The sequence below is a fragment of the Mesomycoplasma sp. genome, assembly GCF_056854695.1.
In genome coordinates this window covers 29,044-49,256 of record NZ_JBXGGF010000006.1, presented here as the reverse complement: position 1 = coordinate 49,256, position 20,213 = coordinate 29,044, and the positions used below count along the sequence as shown (strand labels likewise).

13 protein-coding genes are annotated in these 20,213 nt (G+C 28.0%); 8 read left to right on the top strand and 5 right to left on the bottom strand.

Annotation, left to right across the window (positions count from 1 at the left end; translation table 4 throughout):
• Positions 1-212: 212 nt before the first annotated feature.
• Together ACJHWB_RS01665 and ACJHWB_RS01660 are read right to left on the bottom strand one after the other, a co-directional pair.
• Entirely contained in the window at positions 213-1,238 is a 1,026-nt protein-coding gene (locus tag ACJHWB_RS01665; RefSeq protein WP_483132773.1) for a hypothetical protein, read from the bottom strand.
• 236 nt (positions 1,239-1,474) lie between these two features.
• Positions 1,475-3,457 carry an Mhp366/Mhp367 family surface (lipo)protein gene (locus tag ACJHWB_RS01660; protein WP_483132772.1) on the bottom strand — a complete coding sequence of 661 codons (1,983 nt, stop codon included), beginning with the start codon at positions 3,455-3,457 and terminating at the stop codon, positions 1,475-1,477.
• Positions 3,458-3,600: 143 nt separating this feature from the next.
• Here ACJHWB_RS01660 and ACJHWB_RS01655 point away from each other — a divergent pair, with 143 nt between their 5' ends.
• Positions 3,601-5,295, top strand: a complete 1,695-nt coding sequence (locus ACJHWB_RS01655; protein ID WP_483132771.1) for an APC family permease — start codon at positions 3,601-3,603, stop codon at positions 5,293-5,295.
• Between the two features lie 86 nt (positions 5,296-5,381).
• On the top strand, positions 5,382-6,440 hold the full coding sequence (locus ACJHWB_RS01650) for a DUF3137 domain-containing protein (RefSeq protein WP_483132770.1): 1,059 nt from the start codon (positions 5,382-5,384) through the stop codon (positions 6,438-6,440).
• Between the two features lie 64 nt (positions 6,441-6,504).
• Here ACJHWB_RS01650 and ACJHWB_RS01645 read toward each other — a convergent pair whose 3' ends face one another.
• The 3 genes from ACJHWB_RS01645 to ACJHWB_RS01635 all read right to left on the bottom strand — a co-directional run bounded on the left by ACJHWB_RS01645 (position 6,505) and on the right by ACJHWB_RS01635 (position 8,784).
• Entirely contained in the window at positions 6,505-6,627 is a 123-nt protein-coding gene (locus tag ACJHWB_RS01645) for a hypothetical protein (protein ID WP_483132769.1), read from the bottom strand.
• Positions 6,628-6,782: 155 nt separating this feature from the next.
• The gene (mnmA, locus tag ACJHWB_RS01640) at positions 6,783-7,892 is read right to left on the bottom strand and encodes a tRNA 2-thiouridine(34) synthase MnmA (protein ID WP_483132768.1); all 1,110 of its coding nucleotides are present in this window, start codon (positions 7,890-7,892) and stop codon (positions 6,783-6,785) included.
• Positions 7,885-8,784 carry an MAGa3780 family membrane protein gene (locus tag ACJHWB_RS01635; protein WP_483132767.1) on the bottom strand — a complete coding sequence of 300 codons (900 nt, stop codon included), beginning with the start codon at positions 8,782-8,784 and terminating at the stop codon, positions 7,885-7,887. Before ACJHWB_RS01635 ends, mnmA begins: the two co-directional genes overlap by 8 nt.
• Before the next feature lie 215 nt (positions 8,785-8,999).
• On the opposite strand from ACJHWB_RS01635, the gene ACJHWB_RS01630 reads away from it, so the two are divergent.
• The 6 genes from ACJHWB_RS01630 (at position 9,000) to ACJHWB_RS01605 (ending at position 20,212) form a co-directional block, all read left to right on the top strand.
• Positions 9,000-9,167 carry a hypothetical protein gene (locus tag ACJHWB_RS01630; protein ID WP_483132766.1) on the top strand — a complete coding sequence of 56 codons (168 nt, stop codon included), beginning with the start codon at positions 9,000-9,002 and terminating at the stop codon, positions 9,165-9,167.
• 87 nt (positions 9,168-9,254) lie between these two features.
• Complete coding sequence (locus ACJHWB_RS01625) at positions 9,255-10,352, top strand: ABC transporter permease (protein WP_483132765.1); 1,098 nt, start codon at positions 9,255-9,257, stop codon at positions 10,350-10,352.
• Complete coding sequence (locus ACJHWB_RS01620) at positions 10,352-11,314, top strand: ABC transporter permease (protein ID WP_483132764.1); 963 nt, start codon at positions 10,352-10,354, stop codon at positions 11,312-11,314. The genes ACJHWB_RS01625 and ACJHWB_RS01620 overlap by 1 nt, the downstream gene beginning before the upstream one ends.
• Positions 11,314-12,681 (top strand): ABC transporter ATP-binding protein, encoded by a 1,368-nt coding sequence (locus tag ACJHWB_RS01615; RefSeq protein ID WP_483132763.1) that lies wholly within the window; start codon positions 11,314-11,316, stop codon positions 12,679-12,681. The genes ACJHWB_RS01620 and ACJHWB_RS01615 overlap by 1 nt, the downstream gene beginning before the upstream one ends.
• Positions 12,681-14,048, top strand: coding sequence for an ABC transporter ATP-binding protein (locus ACJHWB_RS01610; RefSeq protein ID WP_483132762.1), 1,368 nt, complete (start codon positions 12,681-12,683; stop codon positions 14,046-14,048). Before ACJHWB_RS01615 ends, ACJHWB_RS01610 begins: the two co-directional genes overlap by 1 nt.
• A complete protein-coding gene (locus tag ACJHWB_RS01605; protein WP_483132761.1) occupies positions 14,048-20,212 on the top strand; it encodes a PDxFFG protein in 6,165 nt (2,054 codons plus the stop codon). The genes ACJHWB_RS01610 and ACJHWB_RS01605 overlap by 1 nt, the downstream gene beginning before the upstream one ends.
• Position 20,213 lies beyond the last annotated feature (1 nt).

Here is a 20,213-nt window from a genome sequence, read left to right as displayed (position 1 = left end):
GATAATACTTCTTTTAAAAAAAGATTATAGAGTTTATAATATATTTTACTATGCTTAAATTAAATATGAATAACACCAAAATAATTCAAATCACTTTTTGTTAAGGATAATAAAAAATCCATTTGAACTCAGAATATTTAATATTGTCTTGAGTTTAAATGGATTTACTATTTTCTAAGATTTGTTACAAAAAAAATTAATATTTTATGTTATTAAATTTTTATTGTGCTACTCTCATTTTTTAATAAATTTGTTTTAGAATGATCATTTGATAATCAAACACTTGCAACTTCGTAATCTCCCTTTTCAAAGGTATTACTTCCATAACTTAGCTCTGAACTAATTACAAATGAGACATTATTCCCACCTTCTTTTGAATAATATAAATAAGTCAAATTATGACCTTTATGATCATCGAATTCAGCTGCTCGATCATTGATTACATTAATAATTCCATCTTTTACATGTTTTAATTCAAATTCGAGTCTATTATTTTTTATTTTATCATATATTGTTTGAGATGTTTGTAATTTTAAGTAAAAATATCCACCACTAAAGTAAAATTTAATAGGAATTAATGTGGATTTTAGACCCGCTACTTTTTCTTTGATAGATTCAATAGAATTTTCAACTGTTTTATTAACTTTTGTATGGTTTTGTTGATCTTTAGTGGCTTTACTTTGTGAATCTACTTGGGATTTCATTGATTTTGCTGTTATACTATTTTCTTCAGTTGTTTTTACAACTCTACTTACAGTTTTAGTACCCTCTTGTTGTTTTTCATTATTACTATTTTGTGAACTTACTGACCCATTATTTTTTTCAGTTTTTTCGTCACTTCCAGTTTTAGTACCCTCTTGTTGTTCACTATTACTATTTGGTGAATTTGTTGACCCATTATCTTCTTTAGTTTTTTTACTATCATCATCTTGTTGTTTTTTGGTGTTGATAAGTTCATTGATTTTATTTATAGCCTTTTGTAAATCATCAGAAGTAGGATTGTTGGGTAATGCGCTCTGAATTGCACTAAGTTCAGGATTGCGCTCTCCAAGTTTATCATTCGCTTCGCTTAATGTAGTTTTATATTCTTTAGTTAATGCAGTAATTTTTTCTTGTTCTTGTTTTTGTTCTGGAGTTAGTTCATTAGTTTTTTGTGACAAAGATACAGCAATACCAGTAATTATTGAACCACCAAGAACTACAGAGCCAACCATAATCAATTTATTTTTTTTATTCATAAATTTCCTTTTTTGAATTTTTTTAAAATATTATTTATTGATATGAAACACACTATATATATGTGTGTAATTTGGTTATTATACTTTATTAAAAAAAAAAAAAAAAAAGCGATTCGTGTCCACCTTTTTGAAACTAAGGTGTAAAAATATTTAAAAAAATAACTTGATAAAGTCAAGTTATTGTTATAAAAGTATAAAAAACATTTAAAGTTAAAAAAATAAATTGAAGATTGTATTTACTCAAAATCTATATATTCACTGTGCATTAAATCATCATCATGAGCCTTAGCGGGAGTATCTTCTATTGTTTTTCTTAAAAGATTTCCTTTACTATCTCTTAAATACAATGCTTGAATTTCTGGTATTAAATTATATTCAGAAGTTGCAAAAACAACACCTCGAGAAAGGTATGATGACATGTTGTTTTGATCATAATATAATTGATTAGTTAGATCTTTATCATTATCTAAAATAATATCAGAATTAATAAAAGCTAAAGAACCATCTAAATTATAAACACCTGAACCAGAAGCTCCAGGACCATTTGTTGCTAAAAAAAGTGGTCTTGGTACTTGTTTGCTATCATATTTAAATTGAACACCTTTAAAAAAGTTTTTAGCACTAGCATCACCAGGATAAAATAACCCAATTTTGGCTGTATAGTCTATATCATCGGGTTTTCACACATGATTTGAAAATTTTAGTGGTAAAAGTTTTGACATTTTTTCTCAAAAACTTTCAAAAGCCTTGAATTGCTCATTAAGTTCATTCATACTCTTTTCTCACTCGATTTTTTGATATTCTTCCGGGAAATGTCAATGAGTTTTTGTTTTATTATAAAAATCTAATGCTTGACTAACATCTGATATAAAATCTCTATATTTAAAATAAAAAGCAGCTACATCTTGTCCATATCTATGAAAACTAGCAACTTCAAAATATTTATTATAAAGGTTTTGTAAATATTTAGTTACTTCCGTTGAACTTACATTCTGAATTTTAGAATCACTTTTTTTCTTATCGTAAATATATTTTTGTTGTCAAAGCTTTACCAAGGTAATGTTATTTAAAGTGTTAATTTTTCCATTGTCATATCATTTTAAAAAAGTTCCAAGCGATTTATCAATGTAATAAAATTTACCATCAGGACTTGTGTTAATAGAATTCATGCTATTTCAAAAATAAGATCCTAAATTTAGCACGTGAAAATTGGTTAAAAAAAGTGCCTCTCTATTATTGTTGTCTAGTAAAATACCTGTACCTGTGGGAAAACGAACATTTCTTTGATAAATACTTTCATATTCTTTGTCTTCATAAGGTTCTGATTTGAAACCAACATATTTCAAATTCAAAATTTTTCTTCAACTTTCTGGGTTTAAATAAGAATTTTTAATGTTTGAAACACCATTGTTACCATAATTTTTTTTAATTTTATCTAATAAATAAATGTTAAGATTATTATTTTGTGCACCTAAAAACATTGAATCATTCTCAGATTTAATAACATTATCACTATTGTCTAGATCAAATCGTCTATAAAAAGGACTAAAATGCACATTTTGTGTAGTTGGAATAGCTTTAGACAATAAATTAGGATTAAAATCAATGAGTGAGCGTGAGTTGATTTGGTCAAAATTTTTTGAAGGATCTAATTTTACAAATTTTTCATCTCGGTTATTATTTGAATCATTTTGTTTATATTTATGAAAATTGGAGTTTGGATTTAGTTTAGAAGGAACAATTTCTGTTTCATTATCTTTTAGATTGTTTTTGAGTGATTTAAAAATTCGAATTAACATATCATCATTGCTATTTTGTTTAATATTTTCTAAATCAGGATGATTTAATTCAAAATCATTATTTGGCTCTAAGTTTAAATTGTATGGATTATTTAAATTTTTATTTTGTTGTTCTAAATAATGAAAAATACCTTTAGATTCTAAGTCATTTTTATCTTTAGAATCTAAATTTGTTGTCGGGTTTTGATTATTATCTTTTAAATCTTTTGAGTTAGATTTTGGTTCTACATCGCTATTATGACTATTATTATTTAAATTATTTATTGACGAAGAATTATTATCATTTTTAGATTCCTTTGAATCTTTTTTTTCATCAATGTTAAGTTTTGGTAATTGATCATTCAAAAAAGTCTGTGTTGAACAAGCAACAAAAAGTGTATTAAGGGGTATTAGAAGTGCAACAACAAATTTCTTTTTCATAATAACATAATTATAAACCTTTAAAATAAAAGAAAAAAATATTATTTATGAGATTTTATAGAATAAATATGGAAAAATTTACTTTTTCCTTTATAATAATAATGTTTTAAATTTATTAATTATATTAAAAAGGAGGTTACATTATGACAATAGCTAAAACAAGAAAATTAGGTTTTTTTGCCGCAATGGCGATGCTTGTTGGTTCAGTTGTTGGTGTTGGTATTTTCTTTAAAAATGGGAGCATCTCTAAGGCAACTGATGGTAATGGGTATGCTTGATTATTTGCATGAATAGTTGGAGGAATTATCTCATTGATGGCTGCCATTAACTATTCTGAAATTAGCTTTTTAAAACCATCTAAATTAAACGGACTTGCTAACTGAGCATATCGTACAGGTGGTAAAAAAGCAGGTTATGCTACAGTTTTTAATTATTCATTTTATTATTTAGTAATTTTGACACTTTTGTTGTCCATTATAGCTTCAGAAGTTACAGTCTTTTTTATCAATCAAGCTAGTGGTGTTGAAATTAAACTACCATTTTGAGTTCATATTCTAATAGCCATTGGTTTTTTACAATTTTTCACAATTTTAAACTGACTATCTGTTAAAGCTTCAGGTTATGTTGCGTTAACATCTACAATTTTAAAATTTGTTCCATTAGTTGTGGCTTTATTTGCAGGTATTTTTGCAGCAACCACCTACAACGACGGTGGACAAAGTGCTTTTGGAAGTGACTACATAAATGGAGTTAAAGATGCAACAGGTCAATTTATTAAAGGTAAAGAATCACATCCATTTGATTTTTCTAAATTAATTTTAGCTTTACCAGCCGTTTTATTTGCATATGACTCATTTTTATCAGTAGGTTCATTGCACAATAAAGTAGACAAGGCTGAAAAAAGAGTTCCTCTTATTATTATTGTTGCAATGATTCTAATTGTTTCAATTTATACATTAATTGCTCTTTCATCTGCTCTACACTCAAAAGGTTCAATTGATGGACTAATTAGAGATGCCTTTCCTAAATCAGCAGCTAAACCTGTTACAATTTTTGTTTTTGCATTTTTATTAATTTCCACATATGGGGTTAATAACTCAATTAATGCATTTTTCATCAATCAAATTAAAGACCTTGTTAAATTAGATTTAATTTTTGGTTCTAAAAAAATTAAACAAAAATTTGGAAAAGATAAAGCTGTGTTATTTTATTTAATTTTTGGTCTTGTAATGTGAGGACTTATAACTCTTATACCATCTATAGCAGCACCACTTCCTAAAGAACACCCTATACTAGGACAAGAGGCTTATGGATATGGTAGTGATGTTGTTGCGGATGCAATGTCTAATTTTCCATCACTAATTTTTTATGGTCTATATATGGCTATTATGGTTTTATATATGATTAAAAAATATAAAAATCCAACAAAATTACATAGTCAACTTACAGGAAAACCAATTAATGCAATTTTGTTTTGAATTTCAGGTGTTATAGCTAGTTTGTTGATTTTGGTTGCAGTTGTAGCTTTTGTTTATTCTCAGGTAGAAGCTGTTATAAAAAACACATTTGGAAACTCATCAGCTGGTATTTTTGAAGATAATGGCTTAATACTAACCAATCTAGGTAGTTTCTTAATCTTTATTTTTCAATTGATAGTTTTCTTTAGTTTTCCAGTAATTAACTATTGATTAATTAAAAGATTTGAAAAAAGATGTGTGCTTAGTGATTTTGAAAAAAATGTTGAATTAAATTCCAATAGTAGTTCATCAACTGATTCTCAAAATAGCAACATAGCTACAAATGTAGTTGAATACTATAAATCTATTAATAATAAATAAAATTTATTATAACAAAACAGAAAACCCAAAAAATTTTGGGTTTTTTTATTTAAAAATTATAAAATTATTAAACAATTAGGATAAATATGATACAAAAAGTTCGCGATTATACTACAAAAGAAACATTTTTAAACAATATTAATGAAAAGCTTAAACCTATAGTTGATGCGAAATTAGATGAAATTTGGAAAAGAGATGATTTTGAGACACTAAGATTGAGAAGAGTGTTAACACTTAGTTTTGGTGCTCTTTTTATACTTTTTTTAATAATTACAGCACTTATTTGGCGAGTTAATATAAAAGTTATTTTGCCTTTGGTAATTGTCGATATGATTTGATTAGTAGCGGCTGTAGTTTCTGGTATTTTTTGATTTTTCAAAAGAAGAGATATAAAATATTCAATTCATTGAGCACTGAATATTCACCAATTATATGAACTAGCTTTTTCATTACTAAATGCTGATATTCAATATATTAGCAGTAAAGAAATAGACGAAGATTCTTTTCCATTTTTAAGTGAAATTGAATTATCATTGTATAATTCACTAGTTCGCCGTGGCTATGATTTTTTTAGAGCACACGGTTCAAATCATCTTATTTTACATTCAAAACACAATGCATGCTTTGAATGTGCAACATGAAGAAAAGAAGTGGTTGTAGAAGATAAAACGGTTCGTGTTTCTTACGCCTACACAACTGTTATTAAAATAGATACTAGTAAAATTAGAAACCCATTTAGTTTTTTTATGTCTAAGTCATCATTATTTGATTTTAGCAATAATTACGCAGGGATGAAAAAGATAAAATTAGAAAATTCAAATTTTAATAAAGAATTTGATATGAGATCATATGACGAATTAAAAACATTTCAAATGATGACTCCCCTTACAATGGAAAATATGGTTCAACGAAAAAAAGATATAGCAGGTGTTGATGTTAGTGATCTTAAAATTTTATCAACAGGTAATTTTCTTTACATTGGTTTTGTTACCCATAAAGAAGAAGTGTTTCGTGATCGATTATCATTCTTTTTAACACTTAACAAAGATGTTATGAGTAAAAGGATAGTTGATGAAATTTCACAAGCAGTTTACAATATCTATTATCCAATTAGCATTATGCAAATCCCAATATATATAGATTAATTTTGCACAAATAATTAAAAAAGATCCCTTTAATTAAATTAAGGGATCTTTTTAAAATTAAATCTTAACCACGATATTCTGAATGGTTAGGATTTAATTGATTTGCGTGATTATCGTTATTATCCTTATAAGCACTGTTATTTGGATTATTAACATTCGCTCTATCATTTGGGCCAAATGTGTTCATATTTTACCTCCTTTTTTTTAATTGTTGGCAATAAATATAAATTATTGCCAACAATTAACATTTTACTTTTTTTTTTTTTTTTTCAAAGTGATTTGTGTCGGTTTTTTGGGAAAAATTAAGAAAGATTTTTTGTAAATTTAAAATTTCAAAACAACTTACAAATAATCTAATTTTTTGTCATTATAAAAAATTTCTTGAATTTGTCCTGAAACAACAACCTCATCACCATCATAAACAACAACTTCTTGACCTGGAGTTACAGCTTCAAAGTCATCGTAGAAAACTCAAAAGCTATTTTTATCAATAAGTTCTATTTTAGCACTAACTGGTGTTTGGCGATATCTAAATTTAACCATTAAATTATTAGGATTAAAATTTTTATTAAGTAAATTTAAACTACTTGCAAGTAGTTTGTTTGATAAAAGTCATTGTCTTTGGTTTTGTGGAGCTACATATAAAACTTTTTCATCCAACTTGTGGCCAACCACAAAATAAGGTTGCTCCATTCCATTAAGACCTAAACCTTTGCGCTGTCCAATTGTAAAATACATCGCACCAGGGTGCTCACCAATTATTTTCCCTGTAGTGATATCTACAATATTACCTGGCATTGTTGGTATGTAGTTTTGTAGAAAATCCGTAAATCTACGCTCTCCAACAAAACAAATTCCAGTTGAATCTTTTTTTGTAGCAGTTGCTAGACCAATTTTAGTAGCTATCTGACGAATTTCAACTTTAGTAAGATTTCCAAGCGGAAAAATAACTTTTGAAAGTTGCTCGTTTGTAAGTTGAGCTAAAAAATAGCTTTGGTCTTTGTTTGTATCTTTTCCAGCAAACAACTTGCCATTTTCAGTTCGAGCATAATGGCCCATAGCTATAAAATCAGCTTTGTGTTCTTTAAAAGCATAATTCAAAAAATGTTTGAATTTAATATTTTTGTTACACAAAATATCGGGATTTGGTGTTTTACCATTTTTATATTTACTAATTAAGTCTGCAAATACTTCATTTCAATATTGTTCAACAAAATCAACTCGAAAAATTGGAATTTCCAATTGAGTAGCTACTTTTTGTGCATCTAGTCAATCTAATTCTTGAGGACAAACATTATTTTGATAACTGTCATTGCCCTTGATATCATTATTTAGCGTTGAATCTCAATTGCGCATAAAAACAGCAATGACTTCATGACCTTGTTGTTTTAATAAATAAGCTGAAACAGATGAGTCCACTCCACCTGATAATCCCAAGACAATTTTAGCCATTATTGTTTCTCACTTTTTTTATGATATAGCTTTTAAAAATCAAGAATCATTGTCTACAAAATCTTCAAAAAACTTTACAATTTTGCCCCACAAAATGACTCATTTTTCACTCACTACTTTTGATACTAAATAATTTAATAAACATTTTTCCAAGTCCATAAGGCATTAAAAATGATAATACTATCATAATTAAATTTAATAAAAATAAAACAAACATTGATCCACCAGAGTAGAAAAAGGGGTGTAAAAAATTTAAAAAAGGATAAATTGTTACACCGGTGTAAAAATAAATAATATCACCATTGTGAGTATATGTTTTGCTTAGTCATTGCTTAACTGTAAACGCATATAATAAGGCACAAAATATCAAGTAGGCAAAAGAATAAATTGATGATAATAACATTCCTTTGGTGCTTACTTGATAATCTTTTCTAAATCAAAACAAACTCACTATAGCTAAAATAGGGTTTAAAAAATGCACAGTAGCTGAAGAAAATAGGCCTTCAAAACTAGAAAAATCTATGTGTCAAGCTATCACTGTTCAAAAAACAATTAAAACCACTGTAGTCATTGAAGTTGCTGCAAAAAGTAATTGAAATTTTTTACGATTTTTTGAAAGTACATATGAAAGTAAAATAAAACCAAATAACAAATTTGATTGATATGTAAAGTAAAAAAGCGCACTAAAGTTACCAAAATAATTAGCAAAACTAATAAAATAATATGCATCTACTAAAACAAATTCAACTTTGTTAGTCAAAATTGAATTAATAACAAGATACAAACTAGTGGCAATAATAAATATTGCAAAAAATAACGCATATTTGCGTGTTTTTTTTCATCTTCCTAGTACTTCCAGTTTTTCTACTAAATAACTTTCATGGTTTTCCATAGTTAGATAATTATAATTTAAATTTATTTTTACCTATAGAAAAGTTAATATTATTTTTATATAACACATCACTAAAATATTAATAACTTATTATAAATTTGTTGTTTGTGAGTTTTTTTTCTTGCAAATAAAAAAAAAAAAAAAAAAGTAAAAAAATTATTTTGTTTTTTCTTATTTTTGATATAATTCAAAACATTAAATTTGAAAGGAATTTTATGCAAGTACATCATTTTAATAATCTTAATCACAAAAATAATCAAAATTTATTTGATGTTTTTGTCATTGCTAAAAATTCCTTTATTAACAAAGTTAATACATTAGATAATAAAATGTTTTGAATTATTAAAAAACAATTATCTGACCATCTAGCCTTGAGTAGCTAAATATTTTACAAATAGTTTCAGTAAAAGGCAGGATGAAAATTCTGCCTTTTTACTTAAAAATTAAATGAATTAAATGAAGGGGAAAAAATGTGAAAAAAAATATTTAAAAGTCCAGAAATAGCTGAACGAAATTATATAGATGAAACGAATATTGACAAAAATGAATCAGGTATTGATGAAAATCATATTTTTTATGTTAAAAAACCTAAGGTTCAAAAGTATGAATGATTAAAATACATAGACTTTGATTCGTTTTTATTTAGATTTTCAACCAAAATTTTAAAAATTTTTGGTGAATTCATAGTGGTGGCTTGAATTGTTTTGACCTTAGTGTTTTTATTAATTGAATCCATCCCAGGTGAACCACACTTTTTAGATGGTTTAACAGAGGCACAAAAAGCCGCTGAAAAACATACATATGGTTTGGATTTACCACTAGCTCAAAGATATTTTAATTATTTATGACACTTCATTAATTTAGATTTTGGAGTTTCATATAGTTTGAGACCTAGAGTTGAAATTAATGATTTTATTTGACAAAGATTTTTAACTTCATTTTCAATTGGTATTTTTTCAGTCTTTTTAACAATAGCTATTGGAGTGCCATTGGGAATTGCTGTTGGTAAAAATCCAGGAAAATTTTTAGATAATTTAGCAACAGTGTGAATTGCGGTTTTCTCTTCTATTCCATCTTTGGTTTTTGCCTTAGTTCTTCTTATTATAGGGCAACGCTCAGGAATACCTTATATTTTTAATATTCAAGATTTTTCAACGTTTGTCTTACCAGCTTTAGCACTATCAATTGGTTCTGTTATTAGTTATGTTCGTTATATTCGTTTTGAACTTAATAATGAACTTAACTCAATTCATGCTAAATTTGCATATTTGAAAAACTTAACTAGAAATCGTTTTGTTTGAACTCATGCGTTAAAAAGTTCATTATTTCCAATTGCAACATTTTTCCCATCAGTTGTTCTAGGTTCGTTTATTGGTTCAATTTTTGTTGAAAAAATATTTCTAATTTCAGGTTCTGGTGGAATTATGATTGATGCAATTCAGTCAAAAGATAATAATATCATCTTATTTTTAGTAATTATTTATTCACTTTTAACTATTATCTCTTATACCTTGCGTGATATTAGTTATGAGTTGTTAGATCCAAGAATTCGTAGGAGAGCAAAATAATGGAAGTTACATCAATTAACGAATATATTAAAAAAGATATTGCTCCAAATATCTTTTTGCAACCCGTTGCTTATCAAATGTGAAAATTGATGAGTGCGCAAGCACAAAATTTGGATAAAAACTTTTTTGCACCAAAAATTGGAAGTTTTAAAGAATTTATCAATCGTTTTTCTCGTTCTTTTTCAGGTGTTTTTGGTGTTGTAATCATTATTTTTTTAATTTTGTTTGCAATCATCATTCCTTTTACAACCAATTCACCAACAGAACTTAGACCAACACTTAAAAATAGAAATTATTTCGATCACAATTTTATTTTAGGAACTGATAGTGAAGGTCGTGATGTTTGGGCATTTTTATGACATGGATTACGTTTTTCATTACTACTTAGTTTTGTTGTTGCACTTTTAGATGTGCTTATGGGAACGTTTTTTGGTGTATTGATGGGTCACTTTGATGTTTTTGATAAAATTTTCACTTTTATTATTAAAGTTATTTCAAACGTACCAACAATTTTAGTTTTAATTTTAATGACATTAGTTTTACGACCAAGTTTTTGAGTTTTAGTTCTCTCATTTAGTCTTACCGGTTGAATTGGACTTGCAAATCAAGTTCGAGCTCAAATTAAAAGAGCTAGAAACTTTACATGAGTTACAGCTTCCAGAGTTCTTGGAACCCCATCATATAAAGTTTTATACAACTTTGTACCAGTTATCATTCCTCTTTTAATCACTAATACAGTCTTTGTTATTCCAGGTACTATTTTAGGTGAGACAGCGCTAGCTTTTATTGGTTTATCCTTGCCAAATGTACCGACTTTAGGAAATGCGATTAACTCTGGAATTCCAATTGTTACCTTATTCCCACGTTATGTTTTAATTCCTGCATTTTTACTAATTTTATTAACATCTTCAATTCAAATGATTGGTAATGCATTACAAGATGCATTGAGAAGGCAACGCTAATGAGTCATAAAGATAATACAATGTTAGATAAAGCTTTAGCAAAAAATGTTGCACATTTTGCTAAAGAATACAAAGAATTAAAAAATAATTCAAAAAGTGAAAATTTTGAAGAAAAATTTTACTTGCTAAAAGAAGAATTTTTAGCTCGTGAAGCTCATATCAAAAAACGTTATAGCACTAAAAAATCTTTTAAATGAAATGATATTATAGCTCGTGTTAAAGCTTATTTCCAGATTAGCCAAAATCGCAAAAATTTTGATTTCGCTAGTTTCGCTAAAAATGCTCCTAAAAAAATTATTAATGGGAAAGAACAAACAGTTGTTGCTCAAATCGAAAATTTACATTTGAGTTTTTTAAATCCAGCTAACCCAAATATTCAAAGCAATGTTATTCGTGATGCTTCTATTGAATTTTATGAAGGTAAAATTCATGCAATTATTGGTGAATCTGGTTCAGGAAAATCGGTTATCACATCCACTTTATATGGTTTGCCAGGTGATAATGCTGTTATCCAAGGTGGATTGATCAAACTTTTTGGAAATGAAGTTCAAGATTTTACTTTTAGAGATTGAGAACTTTCTAACTATCGTGGTAAAGTAGTTTCAGCAGTATTTCAAAACCCAATGTCAACATTAAATCCTACTAAAAAAATTGGTCCACAAATTATGGAGGGTATGCTTCTAAATAAAATTGTTAACAACAAAAAGGAAGCTTACGAAAAAGCTCTTCAATATTTAAAAATGACAAAAATAGCTGAGCCTGAAAAAGTTATGAAATTGTACCCACATGAGCTTTCAGGTGGAATGATTCAAAGAGTTGTAATATCTGCTATTTTATCATTAGAACCTAAAATTATTGTTATGGATGAACCAACAACAGCACTTGATACAACAGTTCAAGCTTTGGTTCTTGATATTATTCGCGACTTACAAGCTCGCTTAAAAATGACAATTATTTTTATTACTCATGATTTAGGTGTTGTGGCTTCGCTAGCTGATTACATAACCATTATGTATGCTGGACAAGTTATTGAAGAAGGAACTCGTGAGGAAATTTTGCAATTTCCACAACATCCTTATACTTGAGGTCTTATTTCATCAATGCCTGATGTTAACAAAGGTGAGCGTTTACAATCTATCCGTGGAGTTGTTCCATCTAGTTTGAATAACATTGTTGGTGATGCTTTTGCAGTTCGTAATGACTATGCTTTAGAACAAGATTTTTATGAAGAACCTCCATTTTATCAAATTAGCGAAACTCATAGAGTTAAATCGGCACTATGCGACCCAAAAGCACCTAAAGTAGAACCACCAACAATCATTGCTCAAAAATGAGCTAATTGAAAAAAAGCTAAAGGAGAACAATAATGTCTAAATATTTTTACCAACGTAAAACTAGTATTTTTGGTAGTTTTTTTGATAAATATTTTGCACAGTACCTTGGTAAATATTTTCCTAAAATTTTTAATAAATATGAATACCGTCGCATTACTGATGGCACTGAAGAAATGTTAAATAACGGTGATGCACCATTGGTTAGTTTTAAAAATATTGATATTATTTATGGGCATGGTCGCCAAAAAAACAAAGTTATTCATGATTTATCATTTAATATTTATGATGGTGAAGTGCTTTCATTTGTTGGAGAATCTGGTTCAGGTAAATCAACCACAGGTAGTGCTTTAGCAGGGCTTGTATCTCATCATTTTGGACAAATTAAAATTGGAGATTTGATTTTACCACAAAATAAATCAGAAATTCGTGGTGAATTACTAACTTCTCTTGTTAAAACAGTACAAATGATTTTTCAAGATCCTTTATCTTCACTAAATCCTTATAAAAATATTTACACTGTAGTAACAGAAGGTATTGATAATTTAGAACTAAAAAACAAAGGTGCTATTAAAAAGCTTTTTTTTCAAAATTTTTTAGAATCTACTTTTTACCAAATAAGTAAAATTTTAAAAGAAAAATCTAGTTTAAGTGATCAACAAATCACTGATCTAAAACAATTATTTTCAAAAGAAATTTCAATTGATATTGAACAAGGATCAAGATTTTTATTTAAATCTCTTCAAGATTTATTAAAATCTAAAAATTCTTTTGATATAGAAATTAAAAACTTACTTGAACAAAAAAATAAGGAATTTATTGATAATCAAGACAAAAATACATCACAACTAAAACGTCAGTTAGTAGTTGAATTGTTAGCTTCTGTTGGTCTTGATGAATCAGTGCTTGATCGTTTTCCACTTGAATTTAGTGGTGGTCAACAACAACGTATTGGAATTTGTCGTGCACTTCTTGTAAGACCAAAGATTTTGATTGCTGATGAGCCAATTTCAGCATTGGATGTTTCTATCCAAGCTCAAATTATTAACATTTTTAAGGACTTAAAAGAAAAATATAATTTAACTATTTTGTTTATTTCTCACGATTTAAGAATGGTTGAATACATCTCTGATCGAATCGCTGTAGTTCATAGAGGACGTTTGCTTGAAATTGGACCAACTCAGGAAATTATGAATAACTTTTTACATCCTTATACAAAAAGTTTGATAGAGGCTATTCCAACCATCGAATCAAATCGAGAATCATTAGTCGGATATGTTTATAATCTACAAGTGCATAATTATACAAAAGACACTCAACCACACTGAATTAATTTAGGTAATAATCATTTCATTTTAGCAACTGAGCAAGAAGTTGCTAAATGGCAAAAAGGAGAATACTAATGAAACTTAGCAAACCGTTAAGTCGTTTTTTAATTGCTAGTGCCACTGTAGCAGCTAGCACTGGCGTTTTAATTGGAGGAATCAAACTATATTCTATTCACAATGAGCTTGGTGTTTATCCAATTCAAATTAAAGATAAAGTTTCTGACTTTGTTGCTAAAAAAGATCAAATTTCAGAGGCTGAATTTGTTAACACTAAAGGAGAAAAAGTTGCTCATTTTGATGTTGAAGCTTTAACAGATAAATCAATAAAAGAGCCTATTGTACTTGAAGATAATATCAAATCAAACAAACGTCGTTTTTCAATAAGTGAGTTTGAAAAATGGTTTGGTAAAAATTACAATAGACAAACTCCAATTTTTAATGTCCGTGTTGGTGTGATGAACTTTGTTAATGAATATTGGGATGCCCTAGAACCACAAGAATTTTTAGAATACGCTTTATGATTTATTCATAATGTCTCTTGAGGACCAGATGCAATTACCCTTCAACATTTTGCACTTAAAAAAGGTGTTACACGTCAAGGTAATAATTTATTACTAGGTCAACACTCAGGTGTTCGTAAAGAAGAAACAAAAATAGAGTTTTACCCTGACTCATTTTTTGGTTCATTTCCTATTTTTTCAACTTTATCAGGAAAAGGAAATGCGCTTGATAAATTAACCTACAAGATTTTTAGCAAACCAATTTCTAAAGCTTCTCTTGATGAATACTTAGAAACAATTCCACAAAAACAAGTTTTAGCTAACTGAAATAAAAAAGATAACTTAGCAGGTCTAGCAGGGATTAGTTTGCTTAATGGGCAAAAGGTTTATAAGTATAATCTTATTCAACTTTTAGCAGAAGCTGCGGGGATTTCTGACTTTTCAGATTCAAATAATTTGATTGCTCAAAAATTATTAAAAGCATCTCGAGAGGGTCAGTATGATTTTGTAGTTTTTGATCATCCAGGGCAAGATATTGAACAAGTTAAGCACAAATTTCAAGCAGCAGCTTTACTAGCTGCTAATGATTTAAATTTGCAATTGCCAAGTAATTATAGTTTTAAATTTGATAAGTTACAACTTCAACCAAAAATTATTTCTAGTGCTCAAATTCGCAGAGGTATTGATAAATATACAACAAACACTGGAGATGATAATTTTCCACAAGGTGTTTTAGAATTAAGTTTTCAACAAGAGACAGAATCACCTTTAAATCTATATTTAATGCATAGTTTTAGTGCATCTACAATGACTTTAGAAATAGCTGAATTAGCATCATCTATTAAAGCAAAAGTTGATGAAATTGTAAAAAATGGTTTTTATGATCTTTACAACATACATCAAGGTGATGGGAAACAAATAGGACTTTATGAACCAACAAATACTGGTGAGATAAGTTTTTTTGCTATTGATAACAGATGAAATCCTAGTCCATCCAGTTATGCTCAGTATGAATATTTAAGCAACTTTAATTCTGATTTCTGAAGCGTTTGAACCATTAGAAGTCTAAACAAAGTTAGCCCAACCCTTTTAGAAGTTAATTTAGAAAAAACTGATAACTCTACTGATAGCGCTAATAAAACAGTGCAAACTAGAAAAATTACTTTTGATCTCGATCCTAAAAAAACAGATTATCAAAAACAACTGCGTGAGTTTAGTTATTTTAAACAAGCAATTGATTGATTCGATCGTTCAACACCAAGAATTATTCAAGAAGTCGATCAGTTAGTAAATGGAAAAAATGAAACATATTATGAATTATATGCTGATGTCTATGATGGTTTAATTGACACTGTTTTAAGAAACAAACCTTTAACTGGCGAACAACTTCAAGGAACTTATTTAACTAAAATAGTAGATCCAAAAAGTGGAATGCTTTCTTATTCAAGTATCAAAGGAGAGTATATTGGTTTTTCACCAACTTCACGTATTTCCTACATTTCTCTTCTTAAAGCTTCATCACCATTTTTTAAAACTACAGGGATCAACTATTTAAAATACGTTGGAACTCATGAGTATGGACATCACCAAACTTTAACTTATGCTCAAGATAATTCAGATCCATCAACCAATGTTATTCTTAATGCACTTTCAACTATTACTCAACCACAAGTTCAATCTTTTTATAATTTAAAAACCTTGCAACTATATCTAGATGCGCGTTCATCCGGTTTAAAAATACGTCGTAGTGACCCTGATTTAAATAGTTCACTAACTGGTGTTTTTCCAAACTTTAGTTACAAAAAAGGTGGGAAAAATAGTTATGAAACTGAAAAAGAAATTTATGGTTCAAAACAAAACCAAGATATAGGTGTATTATTAGCAGACCCATCTCGTCGTTTTTTACAAAGTTTTAGTGGATTGGAAAAAGCTGCTCAGTTGCGTGATCTAAAACTTTATGACCTATTTTTATTAAACTCATTTGATACCGAATCTGGAACAATCAACCCTTCAACAGAAGATAAAGCTGAGTATTTTCGTCAAAGCCAAAAACTACTTAACCAAATTGTTCCAGGTTCAGTTGCAGACAACACACAATCTACTACAGAAAATAAAGAATTAAGTAGTTTTATTAGTGGTTCAGATATTCAAGATCTTTATAGCAACTCGATCACAGATGGAAAAGGTAATAAAATCCAGTTTGATGCAAACCGTAGACCAATTATAGCAACTTATAAAGTAAATCCAGATAGAACAACTTTTAGTGATCTAGATGTTAAAGTATTTTATCCAAATGGACGCCCAGTTATTGATGTTAAAACTTTTAAACAACCAAATAGTTTGGCCGAATTAACTAGTGCTATTAGCGAAGTACAACGAAACTTTTTAAACCAATTAGTAGTTAAGTTTTCTGACAATGGTTGAAATGGTTCATCAAATAATAATACAAATAATGTTGAAAAATTTAAAGTAAGCAATCCATATTGGTCTGGCATTTTAACAGAACTTCTTACCAATCCTGTTGAAAAACAGGCTCTTTTAAATAATGATTTAAATAATAATCGAGTTACTTTTGAATTATCAAATCGTTTAGTTAACAATATTGATATTAAAACACTTTTACTTGATAAAAACAATGAAATTGACCCAAGCATTAAAAGTGAACTTGTTAAACTAATTGAACAAGATGATAATAAAAAAATGATTGAAGCATTAAATGGTGAATTAAATAAAGTGTGAATTCAAGCATCAAGCACAAGTAATTTTGCCACAAGTAATGTTGATCTTTATGATCAATTAAAAAACATTGGAAATTTAAAAAATGCTTTTTATCAAAAAATTAGTGATGCTATTTTTGAAGGTTTATTAAAATATACAAAAGTTTTTGATGAAAAAATTAAAGGTTTAGATTTTTCTAAATTATTAGATGCAAAAACTCAAGAAAGTAAATTAACTCCAAAAACAGAAGTAAACAAAAGTGGTCAAGCAAGTGAGCAAAATTTCAAATCAATTATTTTAACAGAACTTGTCAATTTATTTAGAAGCAAACTTTATCAACAAGTTGCTAATAAGTTAGACAATCTTTTAACATTTAAAGTTTATGGCGAAGTAAAGCAAGCACCTAATTTATTAGGGCAACTGAAAAAAGATATTTTAGTAGCTGGTAACGCAGGAAATACTGCAGATGAATACTTTAAAGAAGCTTTTAGATTCCATAACTCTGTCGAATTTGGTTCAACCCCATATGCTAAAATTATCAAAGTTGGTGAAAATAGTTATTATCAAAATCCTAAATATGACTTTTTTGTTAATATGAATAAATTGGACCAAAATGGGCAATATATTAATTCAGGAGCTATTGCCACAATAACAGATAATTCAGAAATTGATCCAACATCATATGATAAACCAATTCATAAATCTTCACTTGCAACTTTATTGAAACTAGATCAGTTAAGTGATTCTAACAAGTTATTTGGAATTGCTCAAGATTTTTCTTTTGGAAAAACATCATCAGCTATTTCAAGTAGTTCTAAAATTTATTTAGATGCATGAGATTCAGATTTATTCGGCTTTGACTATCAACATAATTATTTTGTTAAAAATGGTCAAGATACTTCATTCGATACAATTGCTGCTTTTTTAGATTTTATTTCAATAGATCCATTTAATATGGTAATTGAGAAAAAAGATGATGATTATATTCGTAATTGAAACCTAGATTATACAATGACTAAATTTGATTTATTTAGTTATGCTTTTGATCAATTAAACAAAGATAACAAATCACAAATCACTAAACCAAATAATAAAGTTCAAGATTCTACAGCACTTATTGATACTTTATCAAGTATTTTTAAAATTGATAAATCTGAAATTCGAACTAAAGTTCAAGATTTTGCTAATACTTTAATGAATGCTTTTGAACAATCTACTTTAAATGTGCTTTTTAAAAACCCTAATATTGATGACAAAAATATTGATCCTTTATTTTTATCATCAGTTGGGTTTAAAGGTTTTACTACTTACAAAGGTAATCCATCAGAAAATCCAAGTGGTTTATTTACAAAGTTTGGTCTATTTAATGCTAATTTACCAAAAGAAAAAACAGAATACAAAAAACTCGCATTTAGATATAGAGCTATTAGTGATGTTAATTCGGTCTCATTTGCAAGCGAAGCATTTGTTGGCGATGATTTAAACCATTCAAGCAAGTCACAAGTGTTGGATTGAATTAAAGATTTTTTAAAAGAAAATCACATTGGTTATAATGGTATTAGTCTTTATATGTTACAACATATTGTTGGTTCTAAAAACTACTATTATCCAAATTTAACTCAACCAATAGTTTATACTCGAAGTGACATTGAATTAACTAATTTACGTAATAAAAACCAAAGTAGATCAGAATCACGTCCTGATGATTACTTTACTAACTATGTTTATAATTTTCCAGAATCACTAACTCGTGATTTTGTCCAAATTCATTATGTTCCAAGTCAAAAGAATTTAGATAATATTCCAAGCGCTTTTGCAAATATTTCTGAAAATAATACAGGAAATGAATATTTTGTTGACGGAAATTTAACTAAACGTTGATACCGTTCATATATGCCAATTTTTGACATTAGTCAAGGTCGTAACCAAACTGCAATTACTCCATTTACTAACTTTTATCTAACTTCATTAATTGCTGGTTTAAAAACTGAAAAATTAAATCATTTATATAATGAACTTGAAGGAATTTTTGAAAAAAGTCAAAAAAATAATGCTTACTCACGTATTAGTGATCTTTTAGAAAAACGTGCAAAAGAGCTAAGTTCTATCACAAGTGATTATACTGGAACTAAATTTATAGACAAAGTTTTAGCTGATAATAAAGTTCAAGAAAAACAAAAACAAATAATTCAAAAATATAAAAATCAAATTGATGAAATTTCAGGTCCAATTGGTATTAATTTACAATCTGCAATTGAAGAATTCCAAGGCGAGCTACAAAATTGACACCACTATTATGACAAAACTATTTCAGCATTTATTAGCAATGGATATTGAAGAACAGGTTATATAGGTCAAAACAATTCTACAAATAACGGTTTCTTTAAAGATCGTTTCCAAAGAAAAGTTTTAGGTTGAGAACTCTATGATGAAAATCGTGAACCTGTAAAAGATGATACTCTTTCAATCACTAATCTAAAAGGCAAAAGAGTAACAAATAGGCCAGAAGCTTATTGATACTATCTTTTAAAATCAGAAGGTGTTGGTGAAACTACTGTTAGTGGTATTTGGCGTGATTCTAAACGTGACCAAGTTGTTTTATGAGGATTTGTTAAAAAAGATCAAGCAGATAAAATTAAATATTTAACTTTTGAAGATGAAACAGGTAAAACATTTTCAATCTCAGTAAGTACTAAAAATAATGATAATTTATTTTATCTTAAACGTCAAGCCGATCCAACAACAAAACACACACTAGAAGATGAAGGTTATACCAGTTGGATGACTTCTTGAAGTATTATAGGTGATTTCAAAAATGCCTTATTACGTCCAACAGAAGCTGGATCACGTGAATTTAGAGTATACTTTAGTGATGAGAATCATAAAGAAATTAAAGATTTATTAGATTTAGGTCACTATGAATTTGTAGCTGAAAATGGTAAAAACTACAATACAGCACCAACATTTTTAACTAAAAAAGGAGAGCAAACATATTTTGTCGTTCGGACACAATTTAGCTAAA